14 protein-coding genes are annotated in these 19,285 nt (G+C 68.0%); 6 read left to right on the forward strand and 8 right to left on the reverse strand.

What is annotated here, in order from left to right:
• Window positions 1-83: 83 nt before the first annotated feature.
• The 7 genes from ACWGO0_RS24745 to ACWGO0_RS24775 form a co-directional block, all read right to left on the reverse strand.
• Window positions 84-1,226, reverse strand: coding sequence for an ABC transporter ATP-binding protein (locus tag ACWGO0_RS24745; RefSeq protein ID WP_453539002.1), 1,143 nt, complete (start codon window positions 1,224-1,226; stop codon window positions 84-86).
• Complete coding sequence (locus ACWGO0_RS24750; RefSeq protein WP_453539004.1) at window positions 1,219-2,277, reverse strand: ABC transporter ATP-binding protein; 1,059 nt, start codon at window positions 2,275-2,277, stop codon at window positions 1,219-1,221. Before ACWGO0_RS24750 ends, ACWGO0_RS24745 begins: the two co-directional genes overlap by 8 nt.
• A gap of 11 nt (window positions 2,278-2,288) precedes the next feature.
• Window positions 2,289-3,233 (reverse strand): ABC transporter permease, encoded by a 945-nt coding sequence (locus ACWGO0_RS24755; RefSeq protein WP_453539007.1) that lies wholly within the window; start codon window positions 3,231-3,233, stop codon window positions 2,289-2,291.
• Window positions 3,226-4,158, reverse strand: a complete 933-nt coding sequence (locus ACWGO0_RS24760) for an ABC transporter permease (RefSeq protein WP_453539010.1) — start codon at window positions 4,156-4,158, stop codon at window positions 3,226-3,228. The genes ACWGO0_RS24755 and ACWGO0_RS24760 overlap by 8 nt, the downstream gene beginning before the upstream one ends.
• Window positions 4,159-4,327: 169 nt before the next feature.
• Complete coding sequence (locus ACWGO0_RS24765; RefSeq protein ID WP_453539013.1) at window positions 4,328-5,965, reverse strand: peptide ABC transporter substrate-binding protein; 1,638 nt, start codon at window positions 5,963-5,965, stop codon at window positions 4,328-4,330.
• Between the two features lie 488 nt (window positions 5,966-6,453).
• On the reverse strand, window positions 6,454-8,328 hold the full coding sequence (gene typA / locus ACWGO0_RS24770; protein ID WP_453539016.1) for a translational GTPase TypA: 1,875 nt from the start codon (window positions 8,326-8,328) through the stop codon (window positions 6,454-6,456).
• 449 nt (window positions 8,329-8,777) lie between these two features.
• Window positions 8,778-11,291 (reverse strand): ABC transporter family substrate-binding protein, encoded by a 2,514-nt coding sequence (locus tag ACWGO0_RS24775; protein ID WP_453539020.1) that lies wholly within the window; start codon window positions 11,289-11,291, stop codon window positions 8,778-8,780.
• 299 nt (window positions 11,292-11,590) lie between these two features.
• On the opposite strand from ACWGO0_RS24775, the gene ACWGO0_RS24780 reads away from it, so the two are divergent.
• From ACWGO0_RS24780 to ACWGO0_RS24800, 5 genes are all read left to right on the forward strand, one after another.
• Window positions 11,591-11,827 (forward strand): hypothetical protein, encoded by a 237-nt coding sequence (locus tag ACWGO0_RS24780; RefSeq protein ID WP_453539023.1) that lies wholly within the window; start codon window positions 11,591-11,593, stop codon window positions 11,825-11,827.
• A 69-nt stretch (window positions 11,828-11,896) separates the two neighbouring features.
• The gene (locus ACWGO0_RS24785) at window positions 11,897-12,745 is read left to right on the forward strand and encodes a hypothetical protein (RefSeq protein ID WP_453539026.1); all 849 of its coding nucleotides are present in this window, start codon (window positions 11,897-11,899) and stop codon (window positions 12,743-12,745) included.
• Window positions 12,746-14,671: a fumarate reductase/succinate dehydrogenase flavoprotein subunit gene (locus ACWGO0_RS24790; protein WP_453539029.1), complete on the forward strand. Its 1,926-nt coding sequence runs from the start codon at window positions 12,746-12,748 to the stop codon at window positions 14,669-14,671.
• Window positions 14,668-15,444, forward strand: coding sequence for a succinate dehydrogenase/fumarate reductase iron-sulfur subunit (locus ACWGO0_RS24795; RefSeq protein WP_453539032.1), 777 nt, complete (start codon window positions 14,668-14,670; stop codon window positions 15,442-15,444). Before ACWGO0_RS24790 ends, ACWGO0_RS24795 begins: the two co-directional genes overlap by 4 nt.
• A 287-nt stretch (window positions 15,445-15,731) precedes the next feature.
• On the forward strand, window positions 15,732-16,796 hold the full coding sequence (locus tag ACWGO0_RS24800; protein WP_453539035.1) for a LacI family DNA-binding transcriptional regulator: 1,065 nt from the start codon (window positions 15,732-15,734) through the stop codon (window positions 16,794-16,796).
• 13 nt (window positions 16,797-16,809) lie between these two features.
• Here ACWGO0_RS24800 and ACWGO0_RS24805 read toward each other — a convergent pair whose 3' ends face one another.
• Entirely contained in the window at window positions 16,810-17,781 is a 972-nt protein-coding gene (locus ACWGO0_RS24805) for an acetylxylan esterase (RefSeq protein ID WP_453539038.1), read from the reverse strand.
• Between the two features lie 254 nt (window positions 17,782-18,035).
• On the opposite strand from ACWGO0_RS24805, the gene ACWGO0_RS24810 reads away from it, so the two are divergent.
• Window positions 18,036-19,283 carry a sugar ABC transporter substrate-binding protein gene (locus tag ACWGO0_RS24810; RefSeq protein WP_453539041.1) on the forward strand — a complete coding sequence of 416 codons (1,248 nt, stop codon included), beginning with the start codon at window positions 18,036-18,038 and terminating at the stop codon, window positions 19,281-19,283.
• Window positions 19,284-19,285: the final 2 nt, after the last annotated feature.

Raw genomic sequence — 19,285 nt, forward strand, 5'->3', positions numbered from 1 at the left:
ACGGGGGCGCGGCCCGCTACACCCACCCCCCGGGGGGCCGCGGCCGCCCCCCCCCCCCCCCGGCGGTGGCGTACGAAGGGGAACTATGCCGCGTGAACGACATCCTTCTCCTCGGCGAAGTGACACGCCGACTCGTGCGCGGCCGGGGAGTCCACGGACTTGAAGTGCTCGGGGATCGCCAGCAGCGGCATCTCCGTGGCGCACTTGTCCTCGGCCTTCCAGCACCGGGTACGGAAGCGGCAGCCCGACGGCGGGTTCGCCGGCGACGGGACGTCACCGGAGAGAATGATCCGCTCGCGGCCCTCACGGGCCTCCGGGTCCGGAACCGGAACCGCCGACAGCAGCGCCTGGGTGTAGGGGTGCGTCGGGTGCTCGTAGATCTGCTCGTCGGTGCCGATCTCGGCCATCTTGCCGAGGTACATGACCCCGACCCGGTCCGAGATGTGCCGGACGATCGACAGGTCGTGCGCGATGAAGAGGTAGGAGAGGTTGAACTCGTCCTGGAGCTTCCCCATCAGGTTGATGACCTGGGCCTGCACCGACACGTCGAGCGCGGAGACCGGCTCGTCGCAGATGATGATCTCCGGGTTGAGCGCGAGGCCGCGGGCGATGCCGATGCGCTGGCGCTGACCGCCGGAGAACTGGTGCGGGTACCGGTTGATGTACTCCGGGTTGAGACCCACGACGTCCAGGAGGTCCTGCACCTTGCGGCGCCGCTCGCCCTTGGGCGCGACCTCGGGGTGGATGTCGTAGGGCTCGCCGATGATGTCGCCGACCGTCATACGCGGGTTCAGCGAGGTGTACGGGTCCTGGAACACCATCTGGATGTTGCGGCGCACGGCCTTCAGCGCACGCCCCGACAGCTTGGTGATGTCCTGGCCCTTGTAGAAGACCTCGCCCGCGGTGGCCCGCTCCAGCGTCATCAGGAGCTTGGCGACCGTGGACTTGCCACAGCCGGACTCGCCCACGATGCCGAGCGTCTCGCCCGCGAAGAGATCGAAGGAGATCCCGTCGACGGCCTTGACCGCGCCGACCTGCTTCTTGAACAGAATGCCCTGGGTCAGCGGGAAGTGCTTGACCAGGTTGCGCACCTGAAGGATGGGCTCGCCCTGCGAGACCGGCGCATCGATGGCGGCTACGGCCTCCGCCTCGGTGGCCGCGTCCACAGTCGCCACTTCGGTGACGTTCGGGGTGGCGTCCACGGGCTCTTTACTGATGTCAGCCATGGATCGTCTCCTTCCAGAAGTGGCAGGCGCTGCCGCGGCCGACCAGCTCGGTGCCGTCCTGCTCGGTCACCGGGCGCAGGGCCGGGATCTCCGTACGGCAGATGTCCTGCGCCATGATGCAGCGCGGGTTGAACGCACAGCCCGAGGGCACGTTCAGCAGGTTGGGCGGCAGGCCCTTGATCGCGAAGAGCTCCTGGCCCTTCTGGTCCAGGCGCGGGATCGACTCCAGCAGACCCTTGGTGTACGGGTGGGCCGGCCGCTTGTAGATCTCGTGCACCGGAGCGGTCTCGACGATCCGGCCCGCGTACATCACGGCGATCTTGTCGGCGACGTCCGCGACGACACCCAGGTCGTGCGTGATGAGGATCAGACCCATGTTGTACTCGCGCTGGAGCTCCGCGAGCAGGTCCATGACCTGCGCCTGCACCGTCACGTCGAGGGCCGTGGTCGGCTCGTCCGCGATGATCAGGTCCGGCTCCAGGGCCAGCGCCATGGCGATCATGATGCGCTGGCGCATACCGCCGGAGAACTGGTGCGGGTAGTCCGAGACACGGGCCGCGGCGGCCGGAATCTTGACCTGGTCCATCAGATCGATGGCCTTGGCCTTGGCTTCCTTCTTGGACAGGCCCTGGTGGACCCGGAACATCTCGCCGAGCTGGTAGCCGACGGTGAGGACCGGGTTCAGCGAGGACAGCGCGTCCTGGAAGATCATGGCGATCTTCTGGCCGCGGATCTTGCGCCGCTCCTCGTAGGACATCTTGAGCATGTCCTGGCCGCGGAAGAAGATCTCGCCCTGCGGGATCTTGCCCGGCGGCATGTCGAGGATGCCCATGATGGCCTGCGCCGTCACGGACTTGCCGGAGCCCGACTCGCCGAGGACGGCGAGCGTCTCACCGGCGTTCACGCTGTAGTTGACGCCGTTGACGGCCTTGGCCACGCCGTCGCGGGTGTGGAACTCCACGTGCAGGTCGCGGACTTCGAGCAGCGGGCCGACGTGGTCGTCTCCCGAGCGCGCGGACGGGACTTCTGCGGTCTTGTCGATGGTGGTCACGTGCGCCCTCCTTATCGCGTCTTCGGGTCGAGGGCGTTACGGACGGCTTCGCCGAGCATGATGAACGCCAGAACGGTGATGCTGAGCATGATCGACGGGTAGATCAGGATGTGCTGGGCCACCCGGATCTGAGCCGAACCACCGGAGATGTCCATACCCCACGAAACGGTCGGCGAGGCCAGGCCGAGACCCAGGTAGGACAGCGTCGCCTCCGCCGAGATGTACACACCGAGCGAGATGGTCGCGACCACGATCACCGGGGCCATGACGTTCGGCAGGATGTGGCGGAACAGGATGCGGGGCGTGCTCGCACCGAGTGCTCTGGCCGCCTGGACGAAGTCCGACTGCTTGATGGTGATCACCGCACCACGCATGACACGCGCGATCTGGGTCCAGCCGAGGAACGCCAGGGCGAAGACGACCACCCAGATCGAGCGGTCGGTGAAGGCCTGGAGGACGACCATCGCACCGAGCAGGAAGGGCAGGCCCAGGAAGATGTTGGTGAATCCGGAGAGCACCGCGTCGATCCAGCCGCCGAAGTAGCCGGACAGCATGCCGATCAGTCCACCGAACAGGGTCACCGCGAGGGTCACCGCGACGCCGACGATCACCGAGGCACGGGTGCCGTAGATGACGCGGGCGTAGACGCTGCGGCCCTGGCCGTCGTAACCGAACCACTCCGGCGAGCCGATCTTGCTCAGCTCGGGCTTCCCCAGGAAGTGGTTCACGAGGTCACCCGTGGTGGGCGAGGCGCTGGTGAACAGGCTCGGGAAGGCCGTGATCAGAAGAAGGACCACGATGAGGGCCGCGGAGATGATGAAGTACCAGTTGCGCCGCAGGTCCTGCCAGGCGTCGCCCCAGAGGCTGCGTGCCTTGTCGGCCTTGACGGCCTGGGGGTCCACGTCGGGAACGACGGCCTCGTCGGGCGCGGGAGCGGTCTTGGTCAGGTCAGGCATACCGGATCCTCGGGTCCAGGACCGCGTACAGCAGGTCGACGAGCAGGCTCATGAAGAGGTAGACGAGCACCAGGACGGTGACCAGTCCGACCAGGGTGGTGCCCTCGCGCCGGACGATCGACTCGAAGATGGTGCCGCCGATGCCCTTCACGTTGAAGAGGCCCTCGGTGACGACCGCGCCGCCCATCAGGGCACCGAGGTCGGTGCCGAGGAAGGTGACGACCGGGATCAGGGAGTTGCGCATGAGGTGGACACCCACGATGCGCCGCTTGGGAAGACCCTTGGCGACGGCCGTGCGCATGTAGTCCGAGCGCAGGTTCTCCGCCATCGTCGTACGGGTCAGTCGTGCCACGTACGCCAGGGAGAGCGAACCAAGAACGATCGCCGGGGTGAACAGCTCGCCCCACGTCGCCTCGTTGGAGACGTTCGGTGCGATCCAGCCGAGCTCGAAGGCGAACACCGACTTGACGATGAAGCCGAGCACGAAGACCGGGATCGAGATGATGAGCAGCGTCAGTACCAGGACGACGTTGTCGGTGAGACGGCCGGCGCGGAGACCGGCGGCCATGCCCAGGCCGAGACCGAGGATGATCTCGATGAGGAACGCCATCCCGGCGAGGCGCAGCGTGACCGGGAACGCGTCACCGAGCACGTCGGTGACCGGCCGGCCGCTGGCTATCTGGGTGCCGAAGTCGAAGTGAAGGACGATGCCCTTCATGTACTCCCAGTACTGCACCAGAATCGGCTGGTCGAGGCCGAGTTGGTGCCGCATGGCAGCAAGGGTCGCGGGGTCCGCACCCTTGTCCCCGAAGAGCCCCCGCACGGGGTCGCCGGGCAGCGTGTAGACCATCAGGAAGATCAGCAGAGTTGTCCCGATGAAGACCGGGATCATCTGGAGCAGTCGTCGTGCGACATAGCGCCCCATGGTGCCTCCATGTAAGTGGCACGCAGCAGCCCGACGGGCCCTCCCTCGGCACCGATCCCCTCGTGGGGTCGTCGGTGTCGTGGAAGGGCCCCCCGGCCACGGCGTGCAGGCTGGTGCAGGAACCGATGTCAGTGTCGGTCCTGCACCGGCCTGCGGACTACGTCGGTGGTTACTTCTTGACCTCGACCTGCGTCAGGATCGGGTCACCGTCCTGCTGGTAGCCCACGTTCTGGACCTTCTCCGAGTAGCCGGCGTTGACCTTGTAGTACCAGAGCGGGATGGTCGGCATGTAGTTGACCAGCTCCTTCTCCACCTCCTGGTACGCCTTGACCGACTCCTCGAGCGAGGCGGCGGTGTCCGCGGCCTTGATCTTCGCGTCGAGTTCCTTGTTCGAGAAGAAGCCGTTGTTGCCGGCCGCACCCGTGCGGAACAGGTCCGAGATGAAGTTGGCGTTCACCGGGTAGTCGAGCACCCAGCCACCGCGGTAGAAGGACTTGACCTGCTTGGCGTCACGGGCGTCCAGGTCGGCCTGGAAGTCGGCCTTCGAGTCGCCGGCGCACGCGACACCGGTCGCCTGGGTGATGCTGTTGCAGACAGCCTCGACCCATTCCTTGTGACCGCCGTCGGCGTTGAACTGGATGAAGATCTTGTTACCCGGAACACCGCCACCCTCCTTGATGAGGGCCTTGGCCTTGGTCGGGTCGTACTTGGTGACGTCACCGGCGACGTTCGGCTGGTAGCCGAGAACGCCCTTGGCGACCCAGCCGGTGGCCGGCTCGCGGGTGCCCTGGAGCACCGTCTTGGTGATCGTGTCACGGTCGATGGCCATCGACAGGCCCTGGAGGACCTTGGGGTCGGTGTCCTTCCACTGCTTCTGGTACATCGCGACACCGAGCGTCTGGATGGCGGAGTACGCCTGGTCCACAGCGCGGTCACCGAGGTCGGCACGGTAGACCGGAAGGTCCTTCGGGCCGATCTGGCGGAGAACGTCGACGTTGCCCGACTTCAGGTCCTCGTAGGCGGTCTCGATGGTGGTGTAGTTCTTGAAGATCACACCACCGTTCTTCGCCTTGTCGAGACCCTTGTAGTCGTCGTTGCGGACGACCTTGATCTGCTTCTTGTGGTCCCAGCTCTCGAACTTGTACGCGCCGTTGCCGACCGGCTTCTCACCGGCAGCCGCGGGGTCCTTGTAGAAGGACTCCGGCAGCGGGGAGTAGACCGTGTAGCCGAGCTTGTACGCGAAGTACGGCAGCGGGGCGTCGAGTTCGACGGTGAAGGTGTAGTCGTCCACGACCTTCAGGCCGGACATGGCGTCGGCCGTCGGCTTGGCGCCTTCCTTCTCCGGGTGCACGTCCGCGTAGCCCTTGATGCCGTCGAACCACGACGCGTTGGTCTGCGCGTTGGTGATGTTCGCGGCCCAGTTCCACGCCTTGACGTAGGACTCGGCGGTGACCGGGGTCCCGTCGTGGAACTTCCAGTCCTTCTTGAGCTTGATCGTCCACAGCTTGGAGTCCGTGGTGTCCACCGACTCGGCGTTGATCATCTCAAGCTTGCCGGCCGAGTCGTAGTCGACCAGCTGCGAGAAGATCGAGTCGGTGACGATCGAGCCGTTCGACTCCATCGTGTTGGCCGGCTGCAGCGGGTTCTGCGGCTCACCGACCTCGACGGAGAAGATGCCGTTGGGGTCAACCGCACCCTTGGCACTCTCGTTGCCCTTGTCATTGTTCTCGCCGCCGCCACAGGCAGTCGCGGCCAGGGCGATGATTGCCGCTCCCGCGACCCACTTGGCGCTCTTGGCACCGCGCATGGGTTTCCTCCTCATGAGTCCACTTTTGACTACAAGAGGGGCACTGGAGAGATCTACCGACACCCCTGACGGCGATCGATTCAGTGCCCCGAGTGTGCTCGTGAGTCGGCACTCCCCACAGTGCGTGACCCATTGACCCGAGCTCAATGGAGCCAACTATTGGGTACGCCCAGGCTGTAAACCACACTTAAAGGGTCTCGGTTTGACAACATCAGCTTGACCCGTGTGACCGAAATCCGGACAAACTGATCCTAGACAGACACCCCCGAAACGGACCGTTAACACATGTTCCGGAGAGCGACGCCCGATATCCGGACACCTCGGTCAGAAAAAGTGATTGACGAAAGGTCCGGCCCCCCACAGTTTCCGTGGGGGGCCGGACCTCTTGTCAATGCTTCGTACTGACGGATCGTCGAGTGAACCCGACGCTCCGGATGTTGGCCGACCAGGTCACACGGTGAACGTGCTCACAGTCGGCCGACGCCGCGTCAGCCGTTCTTGGCGCGCGAGGCGGTACGGCCGCGCTGCTTGGCGTCCAGGACGACCTTGCGGATACGCACGGTCTCCGGGGTCACCTCGATGCACTCGTCGTCGCGGCAGAACTCCAGGGACTGCTCCAGGGAGAGCTTGCGCGCGGGCACCACGTTCTCGGTGGTGTCCGCGGAAGCCGCACGCATGTTGGTGAGCTTCTTCTCCTTGGTGATGTTCACGTCCATGTCGTCGGCGCGGGAGTTCTCGCCGATGATCATGCCCTCGTAGACCTCGGTGCCGGCCTCGGTGAAGATGACACCGCGCTCCTGGAGGTTGACCATCGCGAACGGCGTCACCGTGCCCGAGCGGTCCGCGACCAGCGAGCCGTTGTGACGGGTGCGCAGCTCGCCGAACCACGGCTCGTGGCCCTCGAAGATGGAGTGCGCGATGCCCGTACCGCGGGTCTGCGTCAGGAACTCCGTACGGAAGCCGATGAGGCCGCGGGAGGGCACGATCCACTCCATGCGGACCCAGCCCGAACCGTGGTTCGTCATCGTCTCCATGCGGCCCTTGCGGGTCGCCATCAGCTGCGTGATGGCGCCGAGGTGCTCCTCGGGCGAGTCGATCGTCATGCGCTCGATCGGCTCGTGGGTCTTGCCGTCGACCTGCTTGGTGACGACCTCGGGCTTGCCGACGGTCAGCTCGAAGCCCTCGCGGCGCATCTGCTCGACCAGGATGGCCAGGGCGAGCTCACCGCGGCCCTGGACCTCCCACGCGTCGGGGCGCTCGGTGTCGAGCACGCGCAGCGAGACGTTACCGACCAGCTCGCGGTCGAGGCGGTCCTTGATCTGGCGCGCCGTGACCTTGTGGCCCTTGCCGCCCTTGCCGACGAGCGGCGAGGTGTTGGCACCGATGGTCATGGAGATGGCCGGCTCGTCGACCGTGATCAGCGGAAGCGCGATCGGGTTCTCGGGGTCGGCCAGGGTCTCGCCGATCATGATGTCCGGGATACCGGCGATGGCACAGATGTCACCGGGGCCCGCCACCTCGGCCGGCTTGCGGGTGAGCGCCTCGGTCATCAGGAGCTCGGTGATGCGCACGTTGGACATCGTGCCGTCGCGCTTGATCCACGTGACGTTCTGGCCCTTGCGCAGCTCGCCCTGCTCGACACGGCAGAGCGCGATACGGCCGAGGAAGTTGTCGGCGTCCAGGTTGGTGACGTGGGCCTGGAGAGGCGCGTCCGCGTCGTACTCCGGGGCCGGAACCGTGGAGAGGATCGTGTTGAAGAACGGCTCCAGGTTGGTGCTGTCCGGCGGGACAGTGCCGTCCTCGGGCTTCGTCAGCGAGGCGACGCCGTCACGGGCACAGGCGTAGACGATCGGGAACTCGATCTGGTCCTCGTCGGCGTCCAGGTCCAGGAAGAGGTCGTACGTCTCGTCGATGACCTCGGAGATCCGGGAGTCGGGACGGTCGGTCTTGTTGATGCAGAGGATGACCGGCAGCTTGGCCGTGAGCGCCTTGCGGAGCACGAAGCGGGTCTGCGGGAGCGGGCCCTCTGAGGCATCGACGAGCAGTACGACCGCGTCCACCATCGACAGACCGCGCTCGACCTCGCCGCCGAAGTCGGCGTGGCCAGGGGTGTCGATGATGTTGATGGTGATGACGTCGCCGCCATCCTTCGGGTGGTACTTGACGGCCGTGTTCTTGGCCAGGATCGTGATGCCCTTCTCACGCTCCAGGTCGTTCGAGTCCATCATGCGATCGTCGAGGTGCTCCGCGGCGTGCGCGGCGAAGGCGCCGGCCTGCTTGAGCATGGCGTCGACCAGCGTGGTCTTGCCGTGGTCGACGTGGGCGACGATGGCTACGTTACGGATGTCGTGGCGCGTGGGCATGGGTGGCTTGCGCTTCTCTCGGATCGTGGGATCAGGCGTCTCAGTCGGTCTCGAGTCCTCGTACGCCCGCCGGGCGGACACGCCACGGCTAGTCCAATGGTACGGGCCCGGCGCGTCCGGGGCTTCCCGGGCCGATCCGCGAGAGCGGTCTTCAGCCGGTATTAAGTCATTACTCGGCCACTGCACGCCCGGAACGGGGCGCGAAAAAGGCAGGGAAGAAAAGAAGAGACGCGAGGAGAGACACGAGGAAACGCGAGCGAGCGCGGTAGGAGATCGCGCTCGCCTGTGGGGGTGTGGGGAGGGCGAACAGCCCGGGTCAGGGCATGAACCACCTTGCCCGCCGGGGGGTCCGGCGGGCAAGGGAATTGAGCTGCTTCTGAGCTTCGGTCTGCGCTTAGGTGCGGTGCTTCGGGGCTGCTTCGGGAAGTCCTTAATACCGCCTTGACCTGCTACTTCTTACGGTTCGCGGGGGAACCTGCCGCTTGCGGCTTCTTGAAGCCGATGTCCTGGTAATGGGGGGCGGCGAAACCGAAGGCGCCGACGTTCACGAGCTTCTTGTCGGCCGCCACCAGCTGTGGGCGCTGGTAGAGCGGAATCGATCCTGCCGCGGCCCAGATCCGTGCGTCGGCCTGCTTCATCAGGTCCCGGGCGGCGTCCTCGTCGAGTTCCGAGACCGCCTGGTCGAAGAGCTGGTCGATGTGGTCCGTTCCGACCCGGGTGTAGTTCTGCTCGACCAGCAGTGATCCGTCGGTGGCGGGTTCGGGCTTGGCGAAGATCGGGCGGCCGTCGGTCGCCGGGTAGGCGCTCGCGGGCCAGGAGTACAGCGCCAGGTCGTAGTCGCCGGACGCGATGTGGTCCTTGAAGTAGCTGTCGTCGGCGACCTTCGTGATCTCCGTACGGATGCCGACCGATTCCAGCATCGCGGCGATCTTCTCGCCGACGCTGCGGAGCGCCTGGGAGCCGGGCCCGGACGGGAGGACGAAGCGCAGGGACAGCGGCACGCCGTCCTTGCCCAGCGGGCCCCGGACGGAGGCGGGCGCAGGGGCTGCGGTGCCCACGGGGGCGTAGGCACCGGCGGCGCCGCCGGGCCGCTTGTCCTGGGCGGTGACCTTGGAGGAGGCGGCTTCGGCCGCGGTGCCGGTGTCGCCGTTGTCGCTGTTGTCGCTGTCCTTGGCGTCGGCGGTGTCCTTGGCGTCCTTGAGGTCCGCGACCGGTTTGGCGGTGCCGGCCGCGGTGAAAAGGCCTGCCTGGCGCAGCAGGGCGGCGCTCTGCATGCCTGCGGCAGGGGCGGGGGCGAGGATGTGGGTGGCGGGGCCCTCGTCGCGGCGCTCGCCCGGCTTGTCGTCCTGGCCGACGATGTACATGCCCTCGTCGCGGGACGGCTCGGCGTTGCTGCCCGCGTCGCCCGCCCGGGCGGCGGTGTCGCTCTTCCCGGCCTTCTCGGCCTTCTCCGTCTTCTCCGTCTTCTCCGTCTTCTCCTCGGCCGCCTTCCCGGCTTCCTTCTCCTTCGCCTTCTTCTTGTCGGCCTCCTTCTCGGCCTCCGTCGCCTTCTTCTTGTCGGCCTCGCTGCCCGCCTTGGTGTCCTTGGGCTTCTGCGCCGCTCCGCCGTGCGTCCAGCCCGCGTCGGCCAGCAGCGCCTGCGCCTCCTTGGTGTCCTGGTCGCCGAGTGCGCCGCTGCCGTCCTTGTAAGCGGGCTGCCCGGTCAGGGCCAGGTGGCTGCCGAGCGGTTCCGCGGGCAGTCCGAGCGGCTTCAGGACGGTGTCGACGAGCTCCTGGCGGTCCAGGGCGCGCGCCACCGCACGGCGTACCCGGTCGTCCGAGAGCGGCCCGGACTCGCCGTTCAGCGCGAGCTGCGTATACGAGGGCTCCAGGGACTTGCGTACGGCGAATTCGCGCAGGGACTTCTGCTCGGTGGCGTACGAGGCGATGGCTTCCCGGTTCCTCTTGCGGGCGGCCTGCGCGGCCTCCGCCTGGTCCTCGTCCGAGCCGTGCGCCAGCGCCCAGGAGCGCAGGGCGGCGGCGGGGGTGAGGGCGGCGGCGGGACCGTGGTTGAGCGGCTGCCCGTTGCCGCCGCCGTCGCGGGCGGCGAGGGCGATACGGTTCGCGGCGCTCGCGTCGACGTCCGCGATGTCCACGGTCCCCTCGGCCAGCGCCTCGACGCGGTCCTGGGGCTTGACCGCACGGAAGACGAGCGAGTCGAGCTTGGGCTCGCTGCCCCACCAGCGCGGGTTGCGGTCGAGGGTGAGCTGTTGCTTGCTCTTGCTCACACTGCGCAGCCGAAACGGTCCTGCGGAGACCTTGAGCGTGGACCGCGCACCGTCGTTGAAGGTGTCCGGGGAACCGGTCACCTCCTTCGGGAGGAGCGGAGTGAAGAGCGAGCGCCAGTCCGCGTACGGCTTCGCGAAGGTGACCCGGACCTGAAGGTCGTCGCTGCCGCGCTCGATCTTCTCGATCCGTTCGTAGCCGGCGTTGCGGGCGGTCCAGTACGCGGAGTCCTTGCCGCTCAGCGCCCGCCACTGGGCGACGAAGTCGGGGGCTCCGATCTCCCGCCCGTTGCTCCACACCGCCTGCTGGTTGAGCTTGTAGAGCACGACCTGCTTGGGTTCCCGCTCGATGATCTTCGCGGACTCCAGGTAGTCCGGGTTGCGCCGCGGCGTCCCCTTGGCATCCATCGGGAACAGGGAGGGCAGCAGGGCACCGGTGACGCGCGCGGTCGAGCCGTCGGCGTCCGCCTGATAGGCGTTGAGGGTGGTGGGCATCGAGTCGATCGCCCAGTTGAGCGTGCCACCGTCCCGCACCATGTCCCGGGCGGCCGGAGCGATGTCCTGCGGGACGGCCGCCGAGGTCTCCTCGCTGCCCGAGCTGCATCCGGCCAGCACCGGGATCGTGAGCACACCCGTCGTGAGGAGCGCGACGGAGCGGCGCTTTCGGGCCGTCCCGCGCGGGACGCCGACGTGGGACATGGCTGATACCTCCGGGGCCGGCCCGGTCCACCCCGTACCGGAATGGACCGGATGCTTCGAGTTTGGTGGCATTTGCAGTTGATCACACTGGTTCCTTCCATCCACTGAAAGCGCCTCCGCGCGAGAGGCGGCGCAGGCGCGGCGGGCCGCGCCACGAACCTCACCCGAGCGGGCGAACGGCCCGGCCACCGGCCGCTCCGAGACAGCGATGCGCGCTCCCTTCACAAAGCAGATGTGACGCGCGACACTCGCTTCCGCATGAGCATGGCCGGCCGCCATCGCGGAAGTGAGGGCAAATCATGTCCCTGCACGAGGAATTGACGGCAGTTCAGCACTGCATCGACGATCTGGTCCGCACCGTCGGACAACTGGAGCGCAGCCTCGCGCGCCTGCGTCGCGAGGGCGCTGCGGGCCCGGCCGGTCCCCCGGACCACCCCGCCGACATGGTCACCATCACCGAGGCGCCGTACGACACCGCGCTGTGGACGGACTCGGACGACGAAGGTCTGGGAGTCCGCGGCAGGCACGCCCCCTAGGGCCTGATCCGCCGGGCAGGCCCCAGCGCCCGGCTCCAGCCACCCAGACCCATCCCCGAGGAGCACTCCTTGGCCACCGGTACGGAACCAGGCACGCAACCACCGCACCCGCGCACCGCGCGGACCGGCGCCGGCGTCCGCCACGCCTCGCGAGCCGCCATCGCCGCCCGGCATCTGCGCACCGACCGCTGGTGGCTGGCGCCCGCCGCGACGGCCGGCGGGCTGCTCGCCTTCATCGTCTACTCGACCTGGCGGGCCTTCGCCAACGCCGACTACTACGCGGCCCCGTACGTCTCGCCGTTCTACTCACCCTGTCTGGCGGAGAACTGCGAACCGATGCGCTCCGGACCGAACTGGGAGATCTTCGGCAGCTGGTGGGGCCTCTCCCCCGCGCTGATCGTCCTGATCTTCCCGCTCGGCTTCCGGCTGACCTGCTACTACTACCGGAAGGCGTATTACCGCGGCTTCTGGGCCTCGCCGCCGGCCTGCGCGGTCGCCGAGCCGCACTCCTCGTACACCGGCGAGACCCGCTTCCCGCTGATCCTGCAGAACATGCACCGCTACTTCTTCTACGCGGCGCTGCCGGTCGCCGGCATCCTCACGTACGACACCGTGCTCTCCTTCCGCGACGAGCACTACGCCTGGGGACACATGGGTCTCGGCACCCTGATCTTCCTGGTGAACATCACCCTGATCTGGGCGTACACCCTCTCCTGCCACTCCTGCCGGCACATCATCGGCGGCCGGCTGCGGCACTTCTCCAAGCACCCTGTGCGCTACCGGCTCTGGGGCTGGGCCGGGAAGCTCAACGGCCGGCACATGCAGCTCGCCTGGGCCTCCCTGATCAGCGTGGCGGTGGCCGACTTCTACGTCTATCTCGTCGCGTCCGGCGCTTTCGACGATCCGAGGTTTTTCTGAATGACTGAGCTAGAACGGCAGCAGTGGGACGTCGTGGTGGTCGGAGCCGGCGGCGCCGGGCTGCGGGCCGCGATCGAGGCCCGGGAGCGCGGAGCCCGTACCGCCGTCATCTGCAAATCACTCTTCGGCAAGGCCCACACCGTCATGGCCGAGGGCGGAATCGCCGCGTCCATGGGCAATGTGAACTCCGGGGACAACTGGCAGGTGCACTTCCGCGACACCATGCGCGGCGGGAAGTTCCTCAACCAGTGGCGGATGGCGGAGTTGCACGCCAAGGAGGCGCCCGACCGGGTCTGGGAGCTGGAGACCTGGGGTGCGCTCTTCGACCGCACCCCGGACGGCAGGATCTCCCAGCGCAACTTCGGCGGCCATGAGTATCCGCGGCTCGCACACGTCGGGGACCGTACCGGCCTCGAACTGATCCGCACGCTCCAGCAGAAGATCGTCGCGCTGCAACAGGAGGACTTCAAGGAGACCGGCGACTACGAGGCCCGCCTGAAGGTCTTCCAGGAGTGCACGGTCACCCGCGTCCTCAAGGACGGCGAGAGAGTCAGCGGCACCTTCTGCTACGAGCGCGAGTCCGGCCGCTTCTTCGTGCTCGAAGCCCCCGCGGTCATTCTCGCCACCGGTGGCATCGGCAAGTCGTTCAAGGTGACGTCGAACTCCTGGGAGTACACCGGCGACGGCCACGCCCTCGCCCTGCTGGCCGGCGCGCCCCTGCTGAACATGGAGTTCGTGCAGTTCCATCCGACCGGCATGGTCTGGCCGCCGTCGGTGAAGGGCATCCTCGTCACCGAGTCGGTACGGGGCGACGGCGGGGTGCTCCGCAACTCCGAGGGCAAGCGGTTCATGTTCGATTACGTCCCGGATGTGTTCAAGGAGAAGTACGCGCAGTCGGAGGAGGAGGGCGACCGCTGGTACGAGGACCCGGACCACAACCGCCGCCCGCCCGAGCTGCTGCCGCGCGACGAGGTCGCCCGCGCCATCAACTCCGAGGTGAAGTCCGGCCGCGGCTCGCCGCACGGCGGGGTGTTCCTGGATGTGTCGACCCGGATGCCCGCGGACACGATCCGCCGTCGGCTGCCCTCGATGTACCACCAGTTCAAGGAGCTGGCGGACGTCGACATCACGGCGGAGGCGATGGAGGTCGGGCCGACCTGCCACTACGTGATGGGCGGGATCGCCGTCGAATCCGACAGCGCGTCCGCAGTCGCCGTACCCGGGCTCTACGCGGCGGGCGAGGTGGCGGGCGGCATGCACGGCTCCAACCGGCTCGGCGGAAACTCCCTCTCCGACCTGCTGGTCTTCGGGAGGCGGGCGGGACTGCACGCCGCCGAGTACGCGGCGGGGCTCTCCGCGCTCCCGGTCGTGGACCAGGAACAGATCGACGGGGCGGCGGCGGAAGCCCTGCGTCCGTTCTCCGCGGAGGACCTGGCGGACGGGTCCGTCGCGGAGAATCCGTACACCCTGCACCAGGAACTCCAGCAGACGATGAACGACCTGGTCGGCATCATCCGCCGCGCGCCCGAGATGGCGCAGGCCCTGGAGAAGCTGGCCGGGCTGCGCGTACGGGCGGGCCGCGCCGCGGTGGAGGGCCACCGGCAGTTCAACCCCGGCTGGCACCTCTCCCTGGACCTGCGGAACATGCTGCTGGTCAGCGAGTGCATCGCGCGGGCGGCGCTGGAGCGTACCGAGAGCCGAGGCGGTCACACCCGTGAGGACTGCCCCACGATGGAACGCTCCTGGCGCCCGGTCAACCTGCTGTGCCGGCTGGCCGGCGACGATGCCGCCGCTGCCGCCGCGACGCCGGCCGGCCGGATCGAGCTCGTACGGAAGACGACCGAACCCATCCGTTCCGACCTGCTCTCCCTGTTCGAGAAGGAGGAGCTGGTCAAGTACCTCGCCGAAGAGGAGCTGTACGAGTGAGCAGCTACAACGCGCGGTTCAGGGTGTGGCGCGGGGACACCGAAGGCGGTGACCTGGAGGACTACACGGTCGAGGTGAACGACGGCGAAGTCGTCCTCGACATCATCCACCGCATCCAGGCCACCCAGGCGGGCGATCTCGCGGTCCGCTGGAACTGCAAGGCGGGCAAGTGCGGTTCGTGCAGTGCGGAGATCAACGGCCGGCCGCGGCTGCTGTGCATGACGCGGATGTCGGTGTTCGACCGCCAGGAGACGATCACCGTCACACCGCTGCGAGCGTTCCCCGTCGTCCGCGACCTGGTGACGGACGTGACGTTCAACTACGCCAAGGCGCGGGAAGTGCCCGCCTTCGTGCCGCCCGAGGGGGTGAAGGCGGGTGACTACCGGATGCAGCAGGTCGATGTGGAGCGCTCGCAGGAGTTCCGTAAATGCATCGAGTGCTTCCTGTGCCAGGACACCTGCCATGTGGTGCGCGACCACGAGGAGAACAAGGCGTCGTTCGCGGGGCCGCGCTTCCTGATGCGAGTCGCAGAGCTGGACATGCACCCCCTGGACGCCGCCGCCCGGTCGGGCCTCGACCGGAAGGCCACGGCGCAGGAGGAGCACGGTCTGGGCTACTGCAACATCACGAAGTGCTGTACGGAGGTGTGCCCCGAGAACATCAAGATCACGGACAACGCGCTGATCCCGCTGAAGGAGCGGGCCGCCGACCGGAAGTACGACCCGCTGGTCTGGCTCGGCAACAAGATCGGCCGGCGCGGGGACGGGGTGTGAGGGGCGGGGCTTGAGGGGCGGGGCTTGAGGGGCGGGGGCGTCCCTCATTTACCCCGGCCCGCCCCGGCCCGCTTCCGGGGCGCGGGCGGTGTGTGCTGTGTGTGCTGTGTGCGCGGTGTGCGCCACAACCGGGTGGCCTTGCCCCTCCGCGGCCCCGCGATCTAGGGTGAATGCGCTTTCAAAACCCGAGTGAGCAGCACAATCGGTAGAGAGCCATCAGTCACAATCAGCAGACAGCACACGCATCAGGCGCGTCGCTACGGAAGAAGAAGCGGACGGTCGGTCGAGTGAGCGCCCCCACGGTGTACGACGTCGCGGAGCGGTCGGGCGTCTCCATCGCCACGGTCTCCCGGGTCTACCGGAACCCGGATTCTGTACGCGTCCAGACCCGCGAACGGGTACTGGAGGCGGCCCGCGAGCTCGGATACGTACCCAGCGGGAACGCCCGGGGGCTGGCGAGCCGCACGACCGGGGTCCTCGGCCTCTGCTTCCCCGACTACTCCGATCCCGATGCCGAGAGCGCCGCGGCGGCCACCGACGCCGACGACGACGACGCCGTCATGCTCTACTCCGACCAGATCATCCGGGGCATGGAGCGGGCCTCACGCCGGCACGGGTACGCCCTGCTCATCGCCGCGTCGCTGGACGGCGGCCCGGAGAGCCTCGTCGCCAAGGTGGCGGGCCGGGTCGACGGCTTCGCGGTACTGGCGCAGACCGTGCCGACCAAGGACCTCGAAGTGATATCGCGACGGCTGCCCGTCGTGATGCTCGCCGGACCGCGCGAGATCGACCACCTCGACCACATCGTGGTGGCCAACGCCGACGGCGAACGCGAGCTCGCCCGCCACCTCATCAGGGATCACGGGCTGCGCAGGCTGGCCTTCATCGGCGGCGAGGCGAATTCCCCGGACGCCGAGGCGCGGTTCCGCGGCTTCCGGGAGGCATGCCGTGAGGCCGGGCTGCCGGTGCCGGACGAGCCTGCGCTGCGGGCCGAGATGATGACGCAGGCCGAGGGCGCACGGACCGCCGAAGCGCTGCTGGACCGGGCGGCGGACGGCGACCGGCCCGAGGCGATGCTGTTCGCCAACGACCAGATGGCCGTGGGCGCGCTGTACGCGCTGGAGCGGCGCGGCGTCCGGGTCCCCGAGGACATCGCGGTTACCGGCTTCGACGGGATTCCGCTGAGCCGGATCGTACGGCCGTCCCTGACGACCGTGCGGCAGCCCATTCAGCAGCTGGGCGAACAGGCCGTCGAGTTGCTGGTGCGCCGCCTCGGCGAGCGGGACCGCGACCCGGTCTCCCTGGAACTGCCGGTCTCCATGGCCCGCAGGGCGAGCTGCGGCTGCGGCTGACCGCGCCGCGGCTTCACCGCCCCAGCCACTCCCCGAAGAAGCGCCGCCGGTTCTCACGGAGCTCCGCCGTCTCCGCCGCGAGCGCCTCGTACTCGAAGTGCCCGGCGCTGAGCACCTGCAGCTCGCGCACGCCGGGCAGCGCGTTGTACACGGCGAACTGGCCGGGCGGCGGCACCGCGGGGTCGAACAGTGCGGCGGCGACCAGCGTCGGCGTCCAGAGCCGCGCGGCAGCCGACGCCGCGTCGAAGTACCGCAGCACGTCGGCGACTTCGGGGTGGTCCCGGTGATGGGCCCGCACCGATGCGCCGCTGCCGACGGACGGCAGGGTGAGCCGCAGCGGGTGGTTGCCGAACGTCGGCACCGTCAGCTGCGCGGCGGCGAAACGGTCGTCCCAGGGCAGCGCGAGGGCCCCGAGCCCGCCCCCGAAACTCTCCCCCACATACCCGAGGCGCCCGAGGCCCGGCACGAGCTCCGCAAGGGCCGAGGCGGCGCACCACAGGTCGGCGACGCACCCGGCGATGACGTAGGCGTCGCGCGACTCGATGCCGTGCAGTACATGCCCGGCGGCGACGTCCGGGATGCCGGTCCGCAGACCCCGGCTCCCCATGCCGCGTACGCAGGGCAGGATCGCGGCGGACCGCGGCAGGGGCAGCGGCACATCGGGGCCCGGCCGGTCCCGGCCGCCGTAACCGTGCCCGATGACGAAGCCGTGCCCGGCCGGCCCTTCGGCGGGCAGGGCCACCCATCCGCCGACGCGTATCCCGCCCACGGAGCTGTACGTCACACCGTGGATCCGCACACCGTCGCGCTCGTCCTCGACCGGGCCGATCTCCGGCGCGGTGTCGACCTTCCGGGCCTTCTCGTACTCCGCGCGCCAGAACTCCGCGAAGTCGCCGGGGGCCTCCGGGGCGGGGATGCGAAGCAGCTCGTCCAGCTCGCGCCCGTACGCCGGATCGAAGGGGAAGTCATGTGCGAACGAAGCCATGACCAGGACCCTAGACCGCCTCCCCAGCCCCTCGCGCACCCATTCCGCCCCTCGCACAACTATGCGAAATCGGTCACATCGGCTTCAAATCCGCATACGCCGCACCTACCGTTCGAAGTTGAACAATCAGGTGTCCAGCACGTTGCACGAGTGTGACCTAGCACCCTCTTGCGGATTCCCGAACGCCTGCCGCAGAGTGATGTATGCGCTTACAGGCAGCGCATACATCCGGATTGCTCAAGGAGGAGCCCTCCATGCCCCGCACCGCCAGAACCGTCTCCGCCGGCATCGCAGTCGCACTCGCTTTCGGCATCACCGCCTGCGGCAGTTCCGGGGGCGACGACGTCGCCGCGGACAAGAAGCAGACGCTCACTGTCTGGGCCATGGGGGCCGAGGGCGAGAAGCTCGCGGATGTGGCCAAGGTCTACGAGAAGGCCAACCCGAACATCACCGTCAAGGTGACCCCGGTCGGCTGGGACGTCGCCCACCAGAAGCTGGTCTCCGCCGCCGCCGCAGGCACCATGCCGGACGTGGCGCAGATGGGCGGCACCTACATGGGCGAGTTCTCCGAGCTCGGCGTCCTGGAGCCGGTCGACACCAAGGTCTTCGACAAGGGCGACTTCTTCCCGGCCGGCTGGAACCAGGGCGAGGTGGACGGCACCGCCTACGGCGTGCCGTGGTACGTCGACACCCGCGTGCTCTTCTACCGCACCGACCTCGCCGAGAAGGCCGGCATCGACAAGGCTCCGGCCAACTGGAAGGAGATGCAGGACCTCGCCACCGCCTACCAGGAGAAGGCGGGCACCAAGTGGGGCCTGTCCATCCAGCCCAGCGGCCTGGACACGGTGCAGAACTTCTACTCCTTCCTGTACTCGGCCGGCGGCGAGATCGTCAACGACAAGGGCGAAGCCGTCATCGACAGCCCCGAGGCCGTCAAGGCGCTCAAGGAGTACGGCTCGTACTTCGACAAGGGCCTCTCCAACAAGTCCGTCCCGCCCGGCTACGACGTCGTGAAGGACTTCGGCAACGACCGGGTCCCGATGTTCTTCGGCGGCCCCTGGCACGTGACCCTCCTCAACGAGGGCCAGCCGCAGATCAAGGGCAAGTGGGCGGTGGCCAACGTGCCCGCCGACAAGTCCTCCGGCTCCATGGCGGGCGGCTCCTCGCTGGTGATCTCCAAGGACAGCGAGCACAAGGCCGCCGCCACGGAGTTCATCAAGTACCTCACCGACACCAAGGGCCAGGCCGACTGGTACGAGCGCACCAAGGACCTGCCCGCGAACACCGCGGCCTGGACCTCCGGCACCCTCGCCGACAACGCCGACCTCCAGGTCTTCAAGAAGCAGATGGACACCGCCAAGTCCTCGCCGTCCAGCGCGAAGTGGACGGAGATCACCGACAAGGTCGACCAGGCCATCGCGAAGGTGACGCAGGGCAAGGCGTCCGCGGAGGACGCGCTGAAGACGGCGCAGTCCGAGATCGAAGGGCTCGTGAAGCAGTAGCC

This window comes from Streptomyces sp. NPDC055749 (genome assembly GCF_053617235.1).